This is a genomic window from Moritella sp. 5 (assembly GCF_018219455.1).
Lineage (GTDB): Bacteria > Pseudomonadota > Gammaproteobacteria > Enterobacterales > Moritellaceae > Moritella.
Genome location: NZ_CP056122.1, coordinates 714,012 through 732,184, shown reverse-complemented (window position 1 = coordinate 732,184; position 18,173 = coordinate 714,012). Strand labels below are relative to the sequence as shown.

The following is an 18,173-nucleotide window of genomic DNA, read 5'->3' as shown; positions in this document are numbered from 1 at the left end:
TAGCGAATAGCGTAAAATCAAGGATGACATTGAATCACCCTTTGCTAACGCTACCAATTCAATTTATTTTATTTTATAACATCAAATGTTAAAGCTGTTCCTCTCGGAATTAAACACTTCGCTTTTTTACCTAAGATTGCATCATAATGCTTTGGCGCTAAGCCAAATCCAGGACGAATACTCCTTACATTTTCAGCCGTCAACGTTTCTCCTGCTGCGATATCTTTTACCACATACAACGAACGTCTAAACTTCACATTACCTTGCTCAGCTTCAGTTCTCTCGTAATTTACCTTACCCATCGCTTGCCAAGCTATCTTCGTATCCGTGCATAATTCTGCAAGCTCTTTCGGTTCTAAAGAAAAGCTATCGTCAGCACCACCGCCGCTACGATCTAGAGTAACGTGTTTTTCAATCAGACATGCGCCTAAAGCAACCGAGGCAACAGCTGTAGCATTCTCTATCGTGTGATCAGATAAACCAGAAAGTACATTAAAACGAGTCGCGATATCCGCGATTGTTCTTAAATTATATTGATCTGCCGGTGCAGGATAACCGCTCACACAATGTAGTACGACTAATTCTTCACAGCCATTCTCTCTTGCTGTTGTAATAGCTTCTTCGATCTCAACTTTATTCGCCATGCCGGTTGAGATAATCATTGGCTTACCCGTTTGTGCTACGCGCTTAATCAAAGGTAAATCAATAACTTCGAACGAAGCAATTTTATAAGCAGGCGCATCTAGATCTTCAAGTAGGTCAACCGCAGTAAAATCAAAAGGGGAACTAAAAATAGTCATATCCAGTTCTTTTGCTTTTTCAAATAAAGGTTTATGCCAAGCCCATGGCATATGTGCGCCTTTATATAACTCATATAAAGTTTGGCCATCCCACAGCCCACCCCTAATTTGAAATTCATCAGAATCACAATCCATGGTAATGGTTTCATGGGTATAGGTTTGCAGTTTTATCGCATCCGCGCCAGCGTTCTTTGCTTCTTCCATAATTCTAAATGCACGGTTGATGTCACCGTTATGATTAGCTGAAAGTTCAGCAATAATATAGGGCGGATAATCAGGGCCAATTTTACGGCCATCTATTGTGATATATGATTTCATAGTAGTCTCAAATGTAATGTTTTTAAAACAGTGGGGGGCGAATAAAAGTATCACGTGAAAGACGTTGATAACTCGCCGAAGTAAATAGTTTTTGAGAGGCCAAATTAGCCTCTAATACCCTTGCATGTATTGTGATATTCGGGTGTATGCAGTCAATATAAGCGAGAGCTCGTTTCGCTATACCCTTACTATAAAAAGCAGGATCAATAAAGATGGAAACGAGGTACTCTCCAGGTCTAATGCGGTCAAGTCTAACAACACCAACCCTTTCTTGCTCCAAAGGACACTCAAGAAGATAAAAGTAGTCTTGATAACACGTCAACTTTTTCTTCATCCAACTTTGATGCTCATTCCAACTAGGAACAGCTGAATTTAAAGCGTACTTTCTCGTTTCAGACAGGCACTGCCATTCATATACCTTTTCAATATCAGAACTGCTTGCGCGGCGTATTTCCAAGCTAGCAAGATCATTATCAAACAACATCTGAATATGATGTAACACCCTTTGCAACCCCAACCCATCGCACAATGCCAAATTGGTATCACGAAATGAATTCCATTTAGTAAGCAAGGTTAGATAACCGCTAAGTAACTCTGATGATAAAGCGGTGATATTAACTCTAATCGCCGCTTCACAAGCCACTAAGTTCTGACTAATCGTATTTTGATTTTCGGCTAAAGGAACAATGATACTTGGAATGCCAAGACACGCACGCTCCCAAGATGTCGTTCCAGGTGCACCGATAGCAATACTATGTTCAAGCATCAACTCCGCCATGTTTTCGACAAAATCAATATGCTGAATCCAATCCTGATTCTCAACACAAAATGCTTTAACCTGCTCGTAATTGGGCGCTTTAGGCCCAAGTAATACCGTAACACAAGGTCTTAGTAAGGGATCTAGCGCTAACGCCTCGAGTACTTTTAGCGTAGCGTTAGGTTGATCAATCCCCCCCATTGAAATTAACACCTTTGGTTCAGCAGGTAGTAAATCGTTATCTAACGCTTGTTCACGGTAACGTGAAAAAAATGGATTCAATAAAGCAAATTCACAACCAGTCAGTATTTTCGCAGATTGATTGTGTTCTTGATACTCATCGACGACACGCATTAACGTTTGATCTAAAATCAAATCCGCATCATGCGTACGAACCAGATCATCAATCACAAATACTTTACAACCCAGTTGTTGTTTCACCCACGTTTGCCATTCTTGGTTTAAAGCATAGTGATCCACAATGAGCAAATCCGCATTACAGACTTGCTTGCATAAACTTTGCGCATCATCTAACCAAGGTACTTGTAACCAAGCTTGATAATCGCCGCTATTGCTAGGTTCAATAAGCGTTTGAGCTTGAACCAACTCATCGACATGAAAACCTTTATTACGTACAAATTGAATCAAGTCACCCGCTTGTGGACGACAAGCAAAACTAACCTTGTGCCCTTGTAATACAAGTGCCTGTGCAAGTACTAAGCAACGCATTACGTGACCACTACCGATGTGAATTGAAGCATCGGTGCGAATAACAATTTTCATTAAATTACCTTATCTTATTGGGTCTGCAGAAGAAGTCTGAATCTCGACTTAAAGCAACCGACTAACGAACCTTAAATAATGGCACTAAAGGTTCACATTCCAAGCGTGTTAGTAAATCTTTGTTTACCAGTGCTGTTTTCAAAATTGGTAATACTTGTTTATAGCAATTCATCAATGTATCGATATCTGCTCGACTATGTGAATAACTGATATTATGCGTACCTAATGTCAATATGCCACGCTTCAACATTTCTTGCATAAACAATGTTTTGATCTCATAACTGCTGTTTTCAGCTGTGTCCGAAATCAGTAAAAATGACCACGAAGGATGGCCGGCTGTCGATAAAAAATGTTCGCACTCTAATTCTTTAATTAATGCATTTAGTTCATCTAAGAGATACTCACCAGTAGCCAATAACACAGCCGGTACATTAAGCTTATCAACCTTATCCAATACCACTTTTGCAGCCGCTAAGGACGCAGTTTCGCCACCAAACGTCCCCGAAAAGAAGATATCTTCCATCAAATCCATAATTTCAGCTTTACCAACAACCGCTGATAATGGGAAACCATTCGCAAGCCCTTTACCGAAGGTTGCTAAATCAGGAGTCACACCAAAGTATTCTTGAGCACCACCTTTAGCAAACCGACAACCGGTAATGGTTTCATCAAAAATAAATACAGCCCCTGCTTCTTTCGCTACCTGCTGTACAGCCTGTAAATAACCCGCTTCCGGATACGTCACATTCATCGGTTCCATAATAATAGCCGCGATCTTTCCGTCGTGAGCCTTCACCAGCGCAGTCAGAGAGTCGATATCATTATATTTAAATACTTTGGTTAAATCCTTAGTTGACTCTGGCACACCTAAGCTTCGTGTCGTAGAACCAATATACCAATCTTGCCAGCCATGGTAACCGCAGACTAGTATCAGTTCTCTGTTGGTATAAGCGCGTGCTAAACGAATCGCGGCAGAGGTAGCATCACTGCCGTTTTTGCCAAATCGCACCTTTTCAGCACAAGGTATCATCTCAACCAGCTGCTCAGCGACTTCCATCTCCAACCTATGTGGCAACGAAAAACTCACCCCCGTCTTGATTTGATCACATACCGCGTTGGTAACATCTTCGTCAGCATAGCCAATCGACACACATAATAATGCGCTCATAAAATCGAGATATTCATTACCATCAACATCCCATACCTTAGAGCCTGCGCCTTTTTCTAAAAATAGAGGTGCAGCACCGACCGGGAATTGAACCGTGCTCTTAGAAAATGTCTGTGAAGCCAAAGGGATTGTTTGTAACGCTCTTTCAAGCATTTGCTCCGATATTTTATAACGTGTCATTCTATGATTCCTGTAATATGGCTCGCGACTAAGGGTTTATAAAACCTTCATTACGCTGAATATTTGTATTTATCTCTTGAAGTTCAGGTTTTTCTGCAAGTAATTTATAAATCGCATTAGCATCAAAATATTGCTCTTTAGCACCTAATATTTCATAGACTTGCGTTACAAATTCAAAATCTTGAGGTTCGTCAACTGTCCAACGATAACTTGAGTTATCAACATCAGAAATATATGCGCCCTTAATCAATCTTGGGTTATTGCGGATATAAGGGGTCACATGCTCTAAATCCACTTTAAACTTCGCATTTAGCCAAGCATCTTTTAAAGCAGAAAAACTCATTACTTCAACATCAAGTCCATCTGGAAATGTTTCGGGATCGACATTCGAGGTATAATCATTTTTATCGGCGATATGTTTCGCAATCACCGCATCTATAATTTCGGCATCCGAAAGTGGACAATCTCCCGTTAATCGCACGACAACATCCGCATTAGCCTGTAACGCGGCCTGATAAAAACGATCGAGCACATTATCCAGATCACCGGCAAAATACGCGACACCGATTGAAGTGCATAACTGCGTAAGACGGACATCACTCTCTTGGTTTGAGGTAGCAACAACCAATTCATCGATCAGTTTACTGCGTAATGTTCTCTCAATTTGCCGCTGTAACATAGGCTTACCAAGAATGGGCTTCAATACTTTATTTGGCAGTCGACGAGAACTGCATCGAGCTTGTAAGATCGCGACTACTTTCATCGTATCACTTCCATAATGACGGGTTAATTAACTGTTCAGAAGATGAAGCAAGACAACTTAAATCAAGCTTATTTTTAAACTGCGGTTCACTCAACAATTCTTGTACATAGTTAGATGCATCCGTAATTTCTATCAGTTGCTGTCGATTAAGACAACCGACGACACCGTAATCCATACATTCATTATTACTTAAATACAATAATGCTAACTGTAGCGGGGTCAACGACAATGTTTTGGCCAAATCAAAGTAACGCGTTAATTCAGGCTTAAATTGTTGTAGGTAAGTGGGCAGTTGATTATTCTCACTTAATAACAGCCCCTGCAAAAACAATGATCTGACATGGATTTCAACGCCCTGACGCTTAGCTTCATCTAATAACCCTGACTGTTGAAAACGTTGATCTAAACAATTAGCCGGAATTTGAATGATATCCAAGTCATGCATCGCAAGCGCTGATTCAAGTGCGTCGGGGCTATAAAAAGAAGCCCCTATATGCGCAATTTTTTGTTCACTTTTAAGTTCTGAAAGTATCTCAAAACTTTGCTTCGATTCTTTACTAAGCACATCTTGCTGATCATGAAATAAAATAGCGTGTAATTTACTGGTCTGCAATCGACTTAATGATTCATCAACGGACTTACGAATGTCCAAAGCATGTGTTTTTGAAGAGGGTATCTTAGAAATAAGATTAAACTCATTTCGTTTGTGACAAAGCTTACCAAGCACAGTCTCACTGTCGCCATATGCAGCCGCCGTATCCAACAGGTGAATACCAGCATGACTGGCGACTTGTAGAATATGTTGCGCTTCTATCGTACTGACTTTACCACTTTCATTAGTGATACCATAATCCAGACCAAACTGAACCGTACCTAAGATTAAATTCATGATGTTTACTTAGTGTTATATTTAGCGGAGTGAATAAAACGATAACAATTAACAGAATAAAGGGGGGAATGGACCTTCCCCCTCAATAGAATATGCACGCTTATAGAATTAACGTGACAATGCTAAGTAATTATTTTTGTAATCGAGTCTACAACTTGCTGCTGCTGAAGCGTCGTCATATGGTGATAAAGAGGAATACTAATCGCTTGCGTATAATAATCCTCGGCTTCAGGGAACTGTCCTTTACTAAAACCTAAGTCCTGATAATAAGGCTGTAAATGCACGGGGATATAATGCAGATTAACCCCAATTCCCGCCTCTCTAAGCGCAGTAAATACCTCAAGATGCGACAATTTTATCTCATCAAGTTTTAATCGGATCACATACAGGTGCCGACCCGAATAAGACGCGTTTATCTGCTTAGGTAATATTAACGGCAGGCCTTGCAATAACGTATCATAACCTGCGGCAAGTTGATTTCGTTTCGCAACAAAATCATCTAACCGAGTCATTTGACTTACACCTAACGCGGCTTGCATCTCTGTCATCCGGTAATTATAACCCAGCTCAATTTGCTGATAATACCAGCCACCATGTGTAGGTTCAGTCATTAACTCAGGATCACGAGTAATACCATGGCTACGTAACAATGCCATTTTATCTGCTAGTTGCGTATTATTGGTCGTCGCAGCACCACCCTCTGCTGTCGTGACAATTTTTACAGGGTGAAAACTAAATACCGTAATATCACTGTATTCACAGTTACCAATAGGTTGATCTTGATAACGACCACCAATCGCATGCGAAGCATCTTCAATAATAGCAAACCCATATTCTTGACCCAGGCGGTGGATCGCTTGCATTTCACAAGGTTGACCGCATAGGTGCACAGGGATCACGACCTTAGGTAAAGGCAAGTTATGTGCTTTCGCATATGCGAGCTTGTCTGCTAATTTTTCAGGGCTAAGATTGTATGTCTCTGCATCGACATCAACAAAATCAATATCAGCACCACAATAAAGCGCGCAATTTGATGACGCAACAAAGGTGATTGGCGTTGTCCATACCACATCACCCTTACCAACCCCAAGCGCTAAGCAAGCAAGATGCAATGCTGACGTAGCAGAATTAGTCGCCAGTGCATGACTTGCACCAGTAGCATTCTTAATCGCACTTTCAAATAACGGAACCTGCGGTCCTTGCGTCAAAAAATCAGACTTTAATACATTAATAACAGCATCAATATCATGCTGTGTAATCTCTTGCTTACCGTATGGGATCATAGGTTACTCACACTTCAAAATTAGCATCAACATGCTCTTTAATTAACTCTCGTAAGCTCTCAACCGTTTCCCACTCTGTATTAGTACCCGAAGTGTATCTAAATCCGAAGGGTACTTTTTTAGCCTTGTGATGAGAAAGGTAATCCTGCTCATTATAAGTAAATGATACTGAAGGTAAAATAGCGTAATAAGGACCAAGATCTATCGTATTTAAAGAATCGGTATCAGTCAGCATCTCTTCATGTAACTTCTCACCAGGTCGAATACCAACAATGCGTTGCTTACATTCAGGTGCAATCGCTTTTGCAACATCAAGGATCTTGTATGAAGGGATTTTCGGAATGAATATTTCGCCTCCAAGGTGATTACCCAGTGCAAACATAACTAAATTTACACCATCTTGTAACGAAATATTAAAACGTGTCATTTCTTCATGGGTAATCGGTAATACACCGTCTTTTTTCTTATCCATAAAGAATGGGATCACAGAACCACGCGAGCCCATCACGTTACCATAACGAACAACACTAAAACGGATGTCTTTAGAACCGCGTATGTTATTTGCTGCAGCAAAAAGCTTATCTGACGTTAGTTTCGTCGCACCGTATAAATTGATCGGTGCACAAGCTTTATCTGTAGAAAGCGCAACGACATCATTGACACCACAAGCCAGCGCAGCGTGAATGACGTTTTCAGCACCATCGACATTAGTACGTATGCATTCTGTCGGGTTATATTCTGCTGTATCTACTTGTTTAATGGCGGCAGCATGAATAATAACATCGACACCTTCACAGGCTTGCGTTAAGCGCGCTTTGTCTCGCACATCACCAATAAAGAAACGCAGTTGAGGATAATCAAAATCTGGATACTGCTGTTTAATGACTGATTGTTTTAGCTCATCACGAGAGTAGATGATGATTTTTTTTACATCTGGATAACGAGCTAAAATGGTTTCGATAAACTTTTTACCAAATGACCCTGTGCCACCAGTAATAAGAACTGATTTATTATTAAGCATTATTTCACCATCTTTTATTTAAATTATAATCATTTAAAATGACTGCGTTAAAACGCCAAAAAACAATGGCGTGTTAACATGATATTCTGATTTAATCCGCGTTTATGGCGGTTATTATATTCTTCTCGAGCATAAAAAAATACAGTCGATACGTTAAATGTTAATGAAGCCCTGTTAACCAAAGATAAATGCAGGGTACATATGGGTTGCAAACCCTTCTTTAAAGTAACCAATTTGAACTTCTTTCTCTGTCGGTGTATTACGATCGTACGGATAAGGTCGTTGTCCAATGCAATACGTCGTCAACCCTTGCGATTTCATATACTCAATCGCTTTATACTGCACAGCATGGCCCAAGGGTTGATCAAACAGTTCCCGTTTATAAACACCAACACCGTATAGACCTTGTTGTTGATTGATCATGAAATAACCCGCACCCACTAACTCACCGACATCATCTCTTAAGGTAACAAGGAAAGCATGTCCCGATAGTATCGCGGCATGCTGAGCATCCCAGGTTGACTGGGGACGAGTCTCACGTCCCGCTACAGCAATATGCAGTAACCTAAACTCTTCAAAAATAGCAGGACAGCTATCTGTAATAACGTTAATATCCCAACTGCGTAATCCCTTCGTCACCAACGGTCGAAAACTTTTTCTGAATCCACCTTTAATCACCTGCAAATCAAGCTTCAGATCAATGTATAAATAATGCGTAACATCAAGCCGTTTATATTGGTCTTGTAATGATTTATACCACTGCGAACACCCTTCACTAAGCATGTTATATTTAAACGTGCAGTTTGCTGATTTTGCAGTTCTGATTTCAGCTAAGATCAAATGCGCTGAATTAACTACCTTTTTAGCGACTTTTTCAGCCAAATTAGGAATTAATAGCGGGGGTAACAATTCACAACCGCTAGTGCCTAAACTAACTTTAGTGTCAGACTGTGAAATACTCAATGGCCATACAGCAACAGGTTTACCGCTAGCATAAAAAATCATTGATTGTTGTTGAAACTCGAGCGCTGACGAAAAATATAAATCATGATAGTCAATAGTATCCAGATCATAATCAACCATATGATTTGGTGCAGCTGACAGAACCACATTCCAGTCATCCCGAGACTCATCAAGATGACGAACGGTTAACCCACTATTTTTTATCAATTCTTTAATACTATCAAAATTCATATATTATCTAATCCAATCAAGCATGAATAACTAAGCGTTTTAGTCTTTGACAATAGCATCTACCGAAGCCATAGCCAAAATGGCGAACATTATAGCATTATTAAGGCATCATCAACCGAATCATTACGTCGCAACAACTCATACAAAAACACCGCCTTATTCCAATCGTCGTTTGTATCGATGTCCTGAACCTGAGATGCGTTCAAAATTAAAGGCTTCGCGTTTGATGAGAAAATAGGTTTCCCCGCAGAAAAGGCACCATAGGTACCCCAATAAAATTGTCCAGCGTCATGATAAGCAGACTCAAGATCCTGAGAGCGCGTATTAAAATATTCAGGTTGAAACATCTCAACCCTGCCCGTCTGATTCAGCCGAAATGCACGCTGAATAGGGAAAGTGAACTCAGTGGCACTAAAACAATAATCCAACCCTTCCGCAGTTAACATTTCAAGTCCTTTAACTAAGCTTCTCGGTGTGATGAAAGGAGCTGTTGCGTACAAGCAACAAATTAAAGCCGAGTCCTCCAATGCTAGTGTAATTATAGCATGCTGTATCACTTCAATTGTGGTCGCATAATCATCAGCAATACATGCAGGACGAAAAAAAGGGACTTCGGCGCCATGCTGTAAAGCAATATCGGCAATCTCTTGATTATCGGTAGAAACAATGACTCGCTCAAAGCACCCACTTGCTAAAGCAGCCTCTATTGAGTAAGCGATGATGGGCTTACCGCAAAATAATTTAATATTCTTTTGCGGTATTCTTTTACTGCCTCCACGGGCTGGGATGATCGCTATCTTCATACTCAAGTATCCTTTATATACGCCAACCAAATACAGCATTAGCAAATTCTACAAATATTGATAATATGCTGTTGTTATAGGTCACTATGTACATAAAACTAAAAATTGAGATTCAGAAACAGCTTGTTGTAATTACATTATGTCAGATTGACTAAATCATTTTAGTTACAATGTAAAACAAAGTGAAGTATATCAAACTATCTTCTTATATGTGAATAACCATGATAGATTCAGCCTTCAAATTTAGAGATCAAACCGGATCATATTATAATTTACTTTATTACTGATAAGTGTAAGAATCGCTCAATTAAAAACAACCTTATCAATAAGTCATTTAAAGACTACTGTCAGCATGACTTAACGTTGTCTCATAACATTCACAAATAGCTTAAAGTAGTAACACAATGAATATTGAACAAAATCACACACAAGACAATTTAGCACCAGAGCCGTCCTCTGGCTGGACAACCCTATCAACAGCAGGGGTGGTGATCTGTGCTTTACTTATTTTTCTATATCCGAAGGGATATATTCTTGGTACGATAATCTTACTCGTCATATCTATTACAGCAGGATTTTATAAAAAGTTAACTTGGCATAAAAACTTAACGTTATTAGCAGTAGCGATTATCATTTTTACTATTCCGCATATTATCAGCCTAATACAAGCAAGCGGGGATATCTCCAGTGTAAAAAAAGCAGCCAGAGGCATACCATTACTGCTTGCTGGTGCGTTCTTGATCCGTTTTAAACCAAAACAGCAATTTGTTTATGCTAGCTTTTCCTTAAGCCTTATCATTGCTTTTATAATCATGATTAACGAACAAATGACAGGATTTGACCGAGTTAACTATGCCGGGTTTAATATAAATCCATTAATGATTGCCATTGTTGCCGTTATCTCTTTTACTTTACCCAATATTCATACCAACAATATCAAGCTTCGTATTTTAACTTATAGTGGATTACTCTTAGGCGCTTCTACTGTGATAATTTCGAGTTCTAAAGGCGCAGCTCTAGCGCTGTTGACTGTTGTCTTAATTTTCTTATTGATGCCATCTAATTTTAAACGTGTGTCGAAAAAGGCATATGCGGGTATTATTTGTCTGCTAGTGCTCGGTTCCATCGCACTAACGTCTATCGGCAGCAATCCACTTAGCTCCCGATTCTCTTATGCTTCACACAATTTCATCACTCATATGAATTCAAATTCAGAAAACCAAATATCCTCAACTGCGATTCGTTTAGAACTATGGAAAGGAGCATTAGCCTTAGCACAGGAAAAGCCCATTTTTGGTTACGGTACCTTTCCAGCACAAAAACGAATGGGCGAGTTATATGATGAAGGCTACTTAGCTAGATATATGGCTAAGCAAACGCAAACACACTTCCATTCAATATATTTTCAAGCCCTCGGCAATCGAGGTGTTTTTGGTTTGTTCACAGTAATACTATTATTACTAATCCCTGGCTATATTCTACTTAAGAATAAATTAATCAATCCGACTTATTCACTCAGTGGTTTACTTGTGATAGTCAGTTATATAATAAGTGGTATTGGTGATGTATCGCTGTCGAGTACCTTAGCATCTATAACTTACTTTATACTGATGACTATCTGTATATCCCAAGTGTCGAATTACAAAAATACAGCGTTATATGCTAAAGCTAATACGTAACGTTAAATATAATGCCGCTAAAATGAAGAGTTATAACCTGTTTATCACTCTTCTCCTTTCAAATTTAAAATACCTTATTACTTGGCAATAATACCTGCGCATCCGGCACCAGTTCCCCAAGCTTTTCCGCAAACACCGTTTTCGCCCTTTCATCACCATGCACAATACGTATCTCCCGTGGTTTATGTTTGATGTGTTTTACAAAGTTAAGCAGGTCTTGCTGGTCTGCATGGGCAGAATAGCCACTAATGGTATGAATATCGGCATTAATGCTTATGCGCTTACCGTTAAGCTCAACATAGCCACCCCTTGGTCCATACTGTTGGATATCTCGACCTGGGGACCCCTGGGCTTGATAACCCACAAAAATCACATCGGCAGTGGCATCAGGTAAAAATTGCGTGAGGTAATTAACGATACGGCCACCGTTGCACATACCACTGGCAGCAATAACAATTGCGGGTTTCTTACGTTTAGATAAGTATTTCACTACGCTGAGGTGATCCTGATGACTGTCGATGGTGTGAAGTTGCTCAAAATCCAGTGGATGGCGACCCTGTTTTAACTTGCCTAATGCCTCTTTATCCCACAAGACTTTAAAGTCGCGGTATTTACTGGTGAAGTTTGCTGCCATTGGCGAATCGACGATTATTTCAATATTTTTCCATAAACTCGTCTCTGGGGCGCTGTGAATAAATTGCTCGATTTCGTAGAGTAGTTCCTGGGTGCGACCAATACTGAATGCGGGGATCAAGACCACACCATTATCACTCACCGCATGTTCAATGACGGCTTGTAACTTTTGGCTACGTTGATTACGGTGTTCGTGCCTTTTGTCACCATAGGTACTTTCAATAATTAAGGTGTCGGCGCGGTATGGCGATCGGGGGGATGATAATAATGGACTGTAGGAAGCGCCGAGATCACCGGAAAATACAACACGGTGACGGTGAATAGGTTTATCGGTGGCGAGTTCGATTTCGACATAGGCAGAACCAAGGATATGCCCAGCTGGACAAAAACGGATCTTTTGGCGTTGATAACAAACGTCATCTGCACTTATATCCTCTTTGGGTATTTTTAATACGTCAATGGAACACCACTTTTGATAGGGTACAGGAATAAGCTGTTTTTGTAATAATGAAAGGCAAGCTTGGATGAGTTTTTTATCGCGGGTAACGCCGACTTTAAGGGCGTCTTCGATAACAAGGGGAAGGAGCGCTGCTGTTGCTTCCGTCGTGTAAATAGGGCCAGTGAACCCTGCGGCTAATAAGTAAGGAATGCGACCGACATGATCGATATGGCAATGCGTGATGATAAGCGCTTTAACGGTGCGCACATTAAAATCGATAGCGTGTTGGTCTTTATTGTTGTTACCAGCGGCTTCAGAACCTTGAAATAAACCACAGTCGATCAGCACTGAATTATAATCATTCATATATAGCTGATGACAAGACCCGGTCACACCATTGACCGCACCGTGATGTAAAATACGCATTGTTCCGTCCTTGGAAAGTCATTAAACGATAAATAGAGCTATCAATTTAGAAATAATAGAACTATTAGTTTAAAGATAGATTCCAAGGAAGGTAATAGGTCAATGCGCTTATTTAAGTACGGCTTTAGCGCTTAATAATACTTTACAGCTTATAGCCATCGGGATTATTTGATTGCCAGCGCCACGTATCTGCGGTCATATCAGCAATACTACGCTCTGCTTTCCAGCCTAATTCTCGCTCGGCAAGATCGGTTGCAGCATAACATTGCGCAATATCACCTTCACGACGTGGTGATATTTGATAAGCGACTGTTTTACCCGAAGCCTGTTCAAAGGCTTTAACCATTTCTAATACACTGTAACCTTGACCTGTACCTAAGTTATACGTCACTAAACCTGGGTTAGTCATTAGCTTGTCTAAAGCTTTTAAATGCCCTAATGCTAAATCAACCACGTGAATGTAATCACGAACGCCAGTGCCATCAACCGTTGCATAGTCATCACCAAACACGCTTAATTGCTTCAGTTTACCCACAGCAACTTGTGAGATGTATGGCATAAGGTTGTTAGGGATGTCATTCGGATCTTCACCAATCAAGCCACTGTCGTGTGAACCCACTGGGTTAAAATAACGTAAACGGGCAATGTTCCAACTGTTGTCAGACTTATACAGGTCGGCAAGTATCTCTTCGACCATTAACTTAGAACGACCATAAGGGTTTGTTGCAGACGTTGGGAAACTTTCATCAATGGGCACAGAGGCTGGATCGCCATACACAGTAGCAGAAGAACTAAATACAAAGTTCTTTACATTGTGCACCGTCATCGCTTCTAAGATGTTAACCGTCGCCGCAATGTTGTTACGGTAATAAGTTAACGGGATCTGATTAGACTCCCCTACCGCTTTTAAACCGGCAAAGTGGATCACTGCTTTAATAGCATGTTTAGTGAAGATACGAGTTAATAATTCACTATCCAGTACATCACCTTGATAGAAGGTTACTGACTTACCAGTGATCGCTTTAACGCGCTTTAATGATTCTTCTCTTGAATTACATAAGTTATCAATCACCACCACGTCTTGATCGCTGTTTAATAACTCCAATACGGTGTGGCTACCGATATAACCTGCACCACCTGTGACTAAAATTGTCATGAATTTCCCTGTAGATTAATAATTGTGATTTAGAGTAAGAGAGCACGGTTTCGTTATCATCATACTGTCTTTTTTAAGTAAATTTACGTTTTTTATCATGTCGATATGTACTTTTACTAAAGCTAACCGACATGACTTTGGCAACTGACAACTCTATAGATTGGCGTAACCCAACAAACAATTTAATTTCATTGCTCTTGGTTAAATAATCCAAAATACCAGCCGCTAAATGATCAATCATTTGTTCTGCGTCGCGCATTTTAAAATCACCGCACTGGGCTAATTTAATCAGCTCTGCTTTGTCTGGAAAGACTTTACTACCGGCTAATTTCAATGCCATTTTATTATCAATGGTGTCATAAATCAGCGTATGGGTAATATCAAAAGGCGGTGAGACGAATACCTTTTGCATATCAGGGGTGTATTGCAATGCAAAGTTTTTAAGATGAGCATCACCATTACCAATCAGACAATTAAATACGATCAACTTATACATCTTTTTTACTTCATTTAAGTTATCAGTATATAAATGCGTGGCTTTGAGTAAGGTTTCATAACTACCAGTGTATTTTGCATCTGGGTTATTTGGTTTTTTCAGTAGTGTTGTAAAGTCTTCATAGCCTAACGAGGCATTATCTTCTTTATCAAAACGTTCAATAACAAAGGTTTCCAACTTTTCCAAGTTTTCAGATAAATAGGTCTTAGGTGGATTTAGTCCACAATACTCTGCCGCTTGCATACATACAAATTCATTCACCGTTAACAAATCAAATTCTTCATCAAATTATTTCACGATAAGGTCTTTTTGCTGCGATGTCCTATCTGTTCTTGGAATGCTGACTTTTGGCTGCACACCCGACAAGGCATTGCGTAAATAATATTGATTCAATAACTTTGGAAATAAAGGTTCTGGACTTGAATAAGATAAAATCTCATCAATTGATACAGCATCGACTTGTGGTAACTGTAACTCACTTTTATAAGTCAGCATGCCAACACCATTATCTTCTTGTAAAGCAAGTAAATACATATCATTGACATTGGCATAACGCGCCAGTTTTTCGGCTATATAACGACGGTTAAAACCTTCTGGTAAGTTTTGACGAAATATAGGGTGTAATGCACCAGATTTATAACCATCTAATTACGGTTTAGTCATTGTCAAAGATACATGTTGTAACGTTTGTATTGGCTGGAAATGGTGGACAGAGCCTTGGGTTAATAAACCAAGTTCGATGTTATTAGCATAAATTTGGATGCGGTCTATCTTCGGCGGTAATTTTGACAAGGTCATTATTCATCCCCAAACAAAGTATCAAGTTCATCCCAGTTCGGTAATTGACGTTTTTTAGGCTCTACCGTTAATTGTAAATCAAGCGCATCAAGGTAGCGCTCTAAAATATCCAAAGAACCACTAAATTTACCATTTTCAATTTGCGATAGTGTCGCTTTATTAATACCTGTTGTTGAAGCCAGCTGTTTCTGCGTTAAATTAAGCTCTTTTCTTGCTAAGGCAATTTTACGCCATTGTTCTTTCTTCGGCTCATTACAATCTATCCATCAGTATTACTATATACACTCCTAGAGTTTAGTATATAGCAAACAATGAGAGATAAAAACATAGATGTTACTATATAGCAAACAAATGCAGTGCATGCTTGTCAATTAGAAGGATAATAACCAGACTAGGCAACACCGCTGCATACGATCATCAAGGATCAGGCCACCACCATACGAATTTTGGAGAAGCGCAGTTCCATTTTCACAGATTAATTTGAAACTCAATGTTTCCGCTTCTAATTATCCTTAAGAAGCCTTCCAAACCAGATCGCAAATGCCATCTTTTGGCACAAACCCGGTTGGTGCGGCTAATAATAATTCACGGATCACTAAATTATCAAATCCCTGACATGCTATTTCTAATTTTGCTAATATTTGCTCTAACTCTTTCCAATTTAAGCAGATTTCATTAGCTGTCATGATCCGGCTATGATCGGTGTTTTCAACGTTATCACCAATCAGCAACTCTTCATAGAGTTTTTCACCTGGACGTAATCCAGTGATTTTTATTTCAATGTCACCATTGGGATTATGGTCACCTTTGACATCAAAACCACTTAAATGGATCATTTTAGCCGCGAGATCGTAAATCTTAATCGACTTACCCATATCTAATACAAACACATCGCCGCCTTTGCCCATCGCACCAGCCTGGATCACTAGCTGCGCAGCTTCCGGTATGGTCATGAAATAACGGGTGATATTTTTATCCGTTAAAGTAACAGGTCCACCTTTAGCAATTTGCTTTTTGAATAGCGGCACAACAGAGCCTGATGAGCCTAATACATTACCAAAACGTACCATACAGAAACGGGTATTGTGTGGCTGTTTCGCTAATGCTTGCAATACTAACTCGGCCATACGTTTGGTTGTGCCCATTACGTTGGTTGGACGTACCGCCTTATCCGTAGATATCAGCACAAAGTTACTGACATTAGCAGCAATAGCCGCTCTTGCTGTATATAAGGTACCAAAGATATTGTTACGTACGCCATCAACCACGTTATGCTCAACTAAAGGCACATGCTTATAGGCAGCGGCATGATAAACCGTTTCAACTTGGAAGGTTTCCATAACTGAAATTAACCGAGATTGGAATTGCACGCTGCCCATTAACGGAATAAGTTCAACAGTCAAACTATTATCGGTGATGTATTCTCGTAATTCTTTTTCGATGCTATATAAGTTAAATTCAGAATGCTCAAACAATACTAATTTTGTTGGTTTTAAATTAATAATTTGACGACATAATTCAGAACCGATAGAGCCACCAGCACCTGTCACCATCACCACTTTATGACTAATATTATCGGCCATTAATTCAAGATCTGGAGCTACGCTTTCACGGCCTAACAGATCAGCAATATCCACTTGCTTAAGCTGATCTACTTTATATTTTCCGTCAATTATATCTGGCGTACCAGGTATGCTCAGAACTTCAATATGTAGATGTTCAAGTTTCACCAATATTTTTTTACGCTGGCTAATGGAAGCACTTGGTATCGCTAGTAATACTTTTTTAATAGCAAACTCACTGATCAGCGTATCAATATCAGCAACAGACTTCACCTGTAAGCCCTGCAGCATTGAATGATGCAACGTATTATCGTCATCGATATAACAGATCGGACGGTATTCCATGGAGTGTATTAACGCTAAATTAAGCTGGCGACCCGCACTGCCAGCGCCATAAATAAGCACTGGAATGCCTGTATTTTTAGTCGTTTGTTGAAATACCATATTGCGTAACATCATACGTGCGCCGCCAATTAAGATCAGGGCATAAGCGAAGTAACTGAAGAAGAATCCAAACGGAAACTGAATACCCATAAATTTAGTCACAATATAGGTAATGATGATGGAGAAAATAATGCAACCGAAGCTTATTTTGTAGGCTTCAATACCAGAGTAACGAAAGATAGCTCGGTACATTCCGTATTTAATAAACAGACAAACAGAAAGCAATATCGATGGAATAACAATAAGCGCAATATTAGTCATGGCTATATCATCAATAGAGGGATGACTAATAAAAGCGATAAAGAAACTAAATGCCAGCGCGCAGGCATCAAATGCCAACGCAATGCCACGCTTAGTGACGCGTGATAAATTAAAAAAATAATTCAAACTATTCATTACAGTAAATCCAGAATATAAATTAAAGCCGGTACTGAGTTAGCAACCTTTGCTATCACATCAGGCAGAGGATAACATTATATGCTTGATATAAAAAAAGCCAATATTGAGTGTCCAGTTATTAGGGACACTTCAATATTAGCCTTTCAAATTAATGCTGCTAGTATTATAAATAAATTATTTTT

General features: G+C 39.6%; 16 protein-coding genes and 2 pseudogenes. 1 reads left to right on the top strand and 17 read right to left on the bottom strand.

The genetic code is table 11. The annotated features are described in order from the left end of the window. Positions 1-68 precede the first annotated feature (68 nt). From pseI to pseF, 9 genes are all read right to left on the bottom strand, one after another. Positions 69-1,118 carry a pseudaminic acid synthase gene (pseI, locus tag HWV01_RS03395; protein WP_211674067.1) on the bottom strand — a complete coding sequence of 350 codons (1,050 nt, stop codon included), beginning with the start codon at positions 1,116-1,118 and terminating at the stop codon, positions 69-71. A 22-nt stretch (positions 1,119-1,140) separates the two neighbouring features. After that, positions 1,141-2,658, bottom strand: coding sequence for a UDP-2,4-diacetamido-2,4,6-trideoxy-beta-L-altropyranose hydrolase (gene pseG, locus HWV01_RS03390; RefSeq protein WP_211674066.1), 1,518 nt, complete (start codon positions 2,656-2,658; stop codon positions 1,141-1,143). 61 nt (positions 2,659-2,719) lie between these two features. After that, on the bottom strand, positions 2,720-4,006 hold the full coding sequence (locus tag HWV01_RS03385) for an aminotransferase class III-fold pyridoxal phosphate-dependent enzyme (RefSeq protein WP_211674065.1): 1,287 nt from the start codon (positions 4,004-4,006) through the stop codon (positions 2,720-2,722). Positions 4,007-4,034: 28 nt separating this feature from the next. Then, positions 4,035-4,769 carry a cytidylyltransferase domain-containing protein gene (locus HWV01_RS03380; RefSeq protein WP_211674064.1) on the bottom strand — a complete coding sequence of 245 codons (735 nt, stop codon included), beginning with the start codon at positions 4,767-4,769 and terminating at the stop codon, positions 4,035-4,037. Positions 4,770-4,773: 4 nt separating this feature from the next. Further along, positions 4,774-5,658, bottom strand: a complete 885-nt coding sequence (locus HWV01_RS03375; protein ID WP_211674063.1) for an aldo/keto reductase — start codon at positions 5,656-5,658, stop codon at positions 4,774-4,776. Between the two features lie 122 nt (positions 5,659-5,780). Beyond that, positions 5,781-6,941 carry a UDP-4-amino-4,6-dideoxy-N-acetyl-beta-L-altrosamine transaminase gene (gene pseC / locus HWV01_RS03370; protein WP_211674062.1) on the bottom strand — a complete coding sequence of 387 codons (1,161 nt, stop codon included), beginning with the start codon at positions 6,939-6,941 and terminating at the stop codon, positions 5,781-5,783. Positions 6,942-6,948: 7 nt separating this feature from the next. Next, positions 6,949-7,962, bottom strand: a complete 1,014-nt coding sequence (pseB, locus tag HWV01_RS03365; protein ID WP_211674061.1) for a UDP-N-acetylglucosamine 4,6-dehydratase (inverting) — start codon at positions 7,960-7,962, stop codon at positions 6,949-6,951. A 174-nt stretch (positions 7,963-8,136) separates the two neighbouring features. After that, entirely contained in the window at positions 8,137-9,156 is a 1,020-nt protein-coding gene (locus tag HWV01_RS03360; RefSeq protein ID WP_211674060.1) for a FemAB family protein, read from the bottom strand. An 89-nt stretch (positions 9,157-9,245) separates the two neighbouring features. After that, positions 9,246-9,959: a pseudaminic acid cytidylyltransferase gene (gene pseF, locus HWV01_RS03355; RefSeq protein ID WP_211674059.1), complete on the bottom strand. Its 714-nt coding sequence runs from the start codon at positions 9,957-9,959 to the stop codon at positions 9,246-9,248. Positions 9,960-10,363: 404 nt separating this feature from the next. Here pseF and HWV01_RS03350 point away from each other — a divergent pair, with 404 nt between their 5' ends. Further along, complete coding sequence (locus tag HWV01_RS03350; protein ID WP_211674058.1) at positions 10,364-11,638, top strand: O-antigen ligase; 1,275 nt, start codon at positions 10,364-10,366, stop codon at positions 11,636-11,638. A gap of 64 nt (positions 11,639-11,702) precedes the next feature. Here HWV01_RS03350 and HWV01_RS03345 read toward each other — a convergent pair whose 3' ends face one another. The 8 genes and pseudogenes from HWV01_RS03345 to HWV01_RS03315 all read right to left on the bottom strand — a co-directional run bounded on the left by HWV01_RS03345 (position 11,703) and on the right by HWV01_RS03315 (position 17,988). After that, positions 11,703-13,136, bottom strand: a complete 1,434-nt coding sequence (locus HWV01_RS03345) for an MBL fold metallo-hydrolase RNA specificity domain-containing protein (protein WP_211674057.1) — start codon at positions 13,134-13,136, stop codon at positions 11,703-11,705. A 142-nt stretch (positions 13,137-13,278) separates the two neighbouring features. Further along, positions 13,279-14,292: a UDP-glucose 4-epimerase GalE gene (galE, locus tag HWV01_RS03340; protein ID WP_211674056.1), complete on the bottom strand. Its 1,014-nt coding sequence runs from the start codon at positions 14,290-14,292 to the stop codon at positions 13,279-13,281. Positions 14,293-14,365: 73 nt separating this feature from the next. Continuing rightward, complete coding sequence (locus tag HWV01_RS03335; protein ID WP_211674055.1) at positions 14,366-15,031, bottom strand: type II toxin-antitoxin system HipA family toxin; 666 nt, start codon at positions 15,029-15,031, stop codon at positions 14,366-14,368. Between the two features lie 45 nt (positions 15,032-15,076). After that, positions 15,077-15,322, bottom strand: a complete 246-nt coding sequence (locus tag HWV01_RS03330; protein WP_249185431.1) for a hypothetical protein — start codon at positions 15,320-15,322, stop codon at positions 15,077-15,079. Positions 15,323-15,331: 9 nt separating this feature from the next. Then, a pseudogene (locus HWV01_RS22455) lies at positions 15,332-15,403 on the bottom strand (hypothetical protein); the annotation flags it as partial. Positions 15,404-15,436: 33 nt separating this feature from the next. After that, a complete protein-coding gene (locus HWV01_RS03325; RefSeq protein ID WP_211674054.1) occupies positions 15,437-15,586 on the bottom strand; it encodes a hypothetical protein in 150 nt (49 codons plus the stop codon). Between the two features lie 122 nt (positions 15,587-15,708). After that, positions 15,709-15,810: pseudogene (locus tag HWV01_RS22355) on the bottom strand (helix-turn-helix domain-containing protein); the annotation flags it as partial. Between the two features lie 288 nt (positions 15,811-16,098). Further along, positions 16,099-17,988, bottom strand: coding sequence for a nucleoside-diphosphate sugar epimerase/dehydratase (locus tag HWV01_RS03315; RefSeq protein WP_211674053.1), 1,890 nt, complete (start codon positions 17,986-17,988; stop codon positions 16,099-16,101). Between the last annotated feature and the right edge of the window lie 185 nt (positions 17,989-18,173).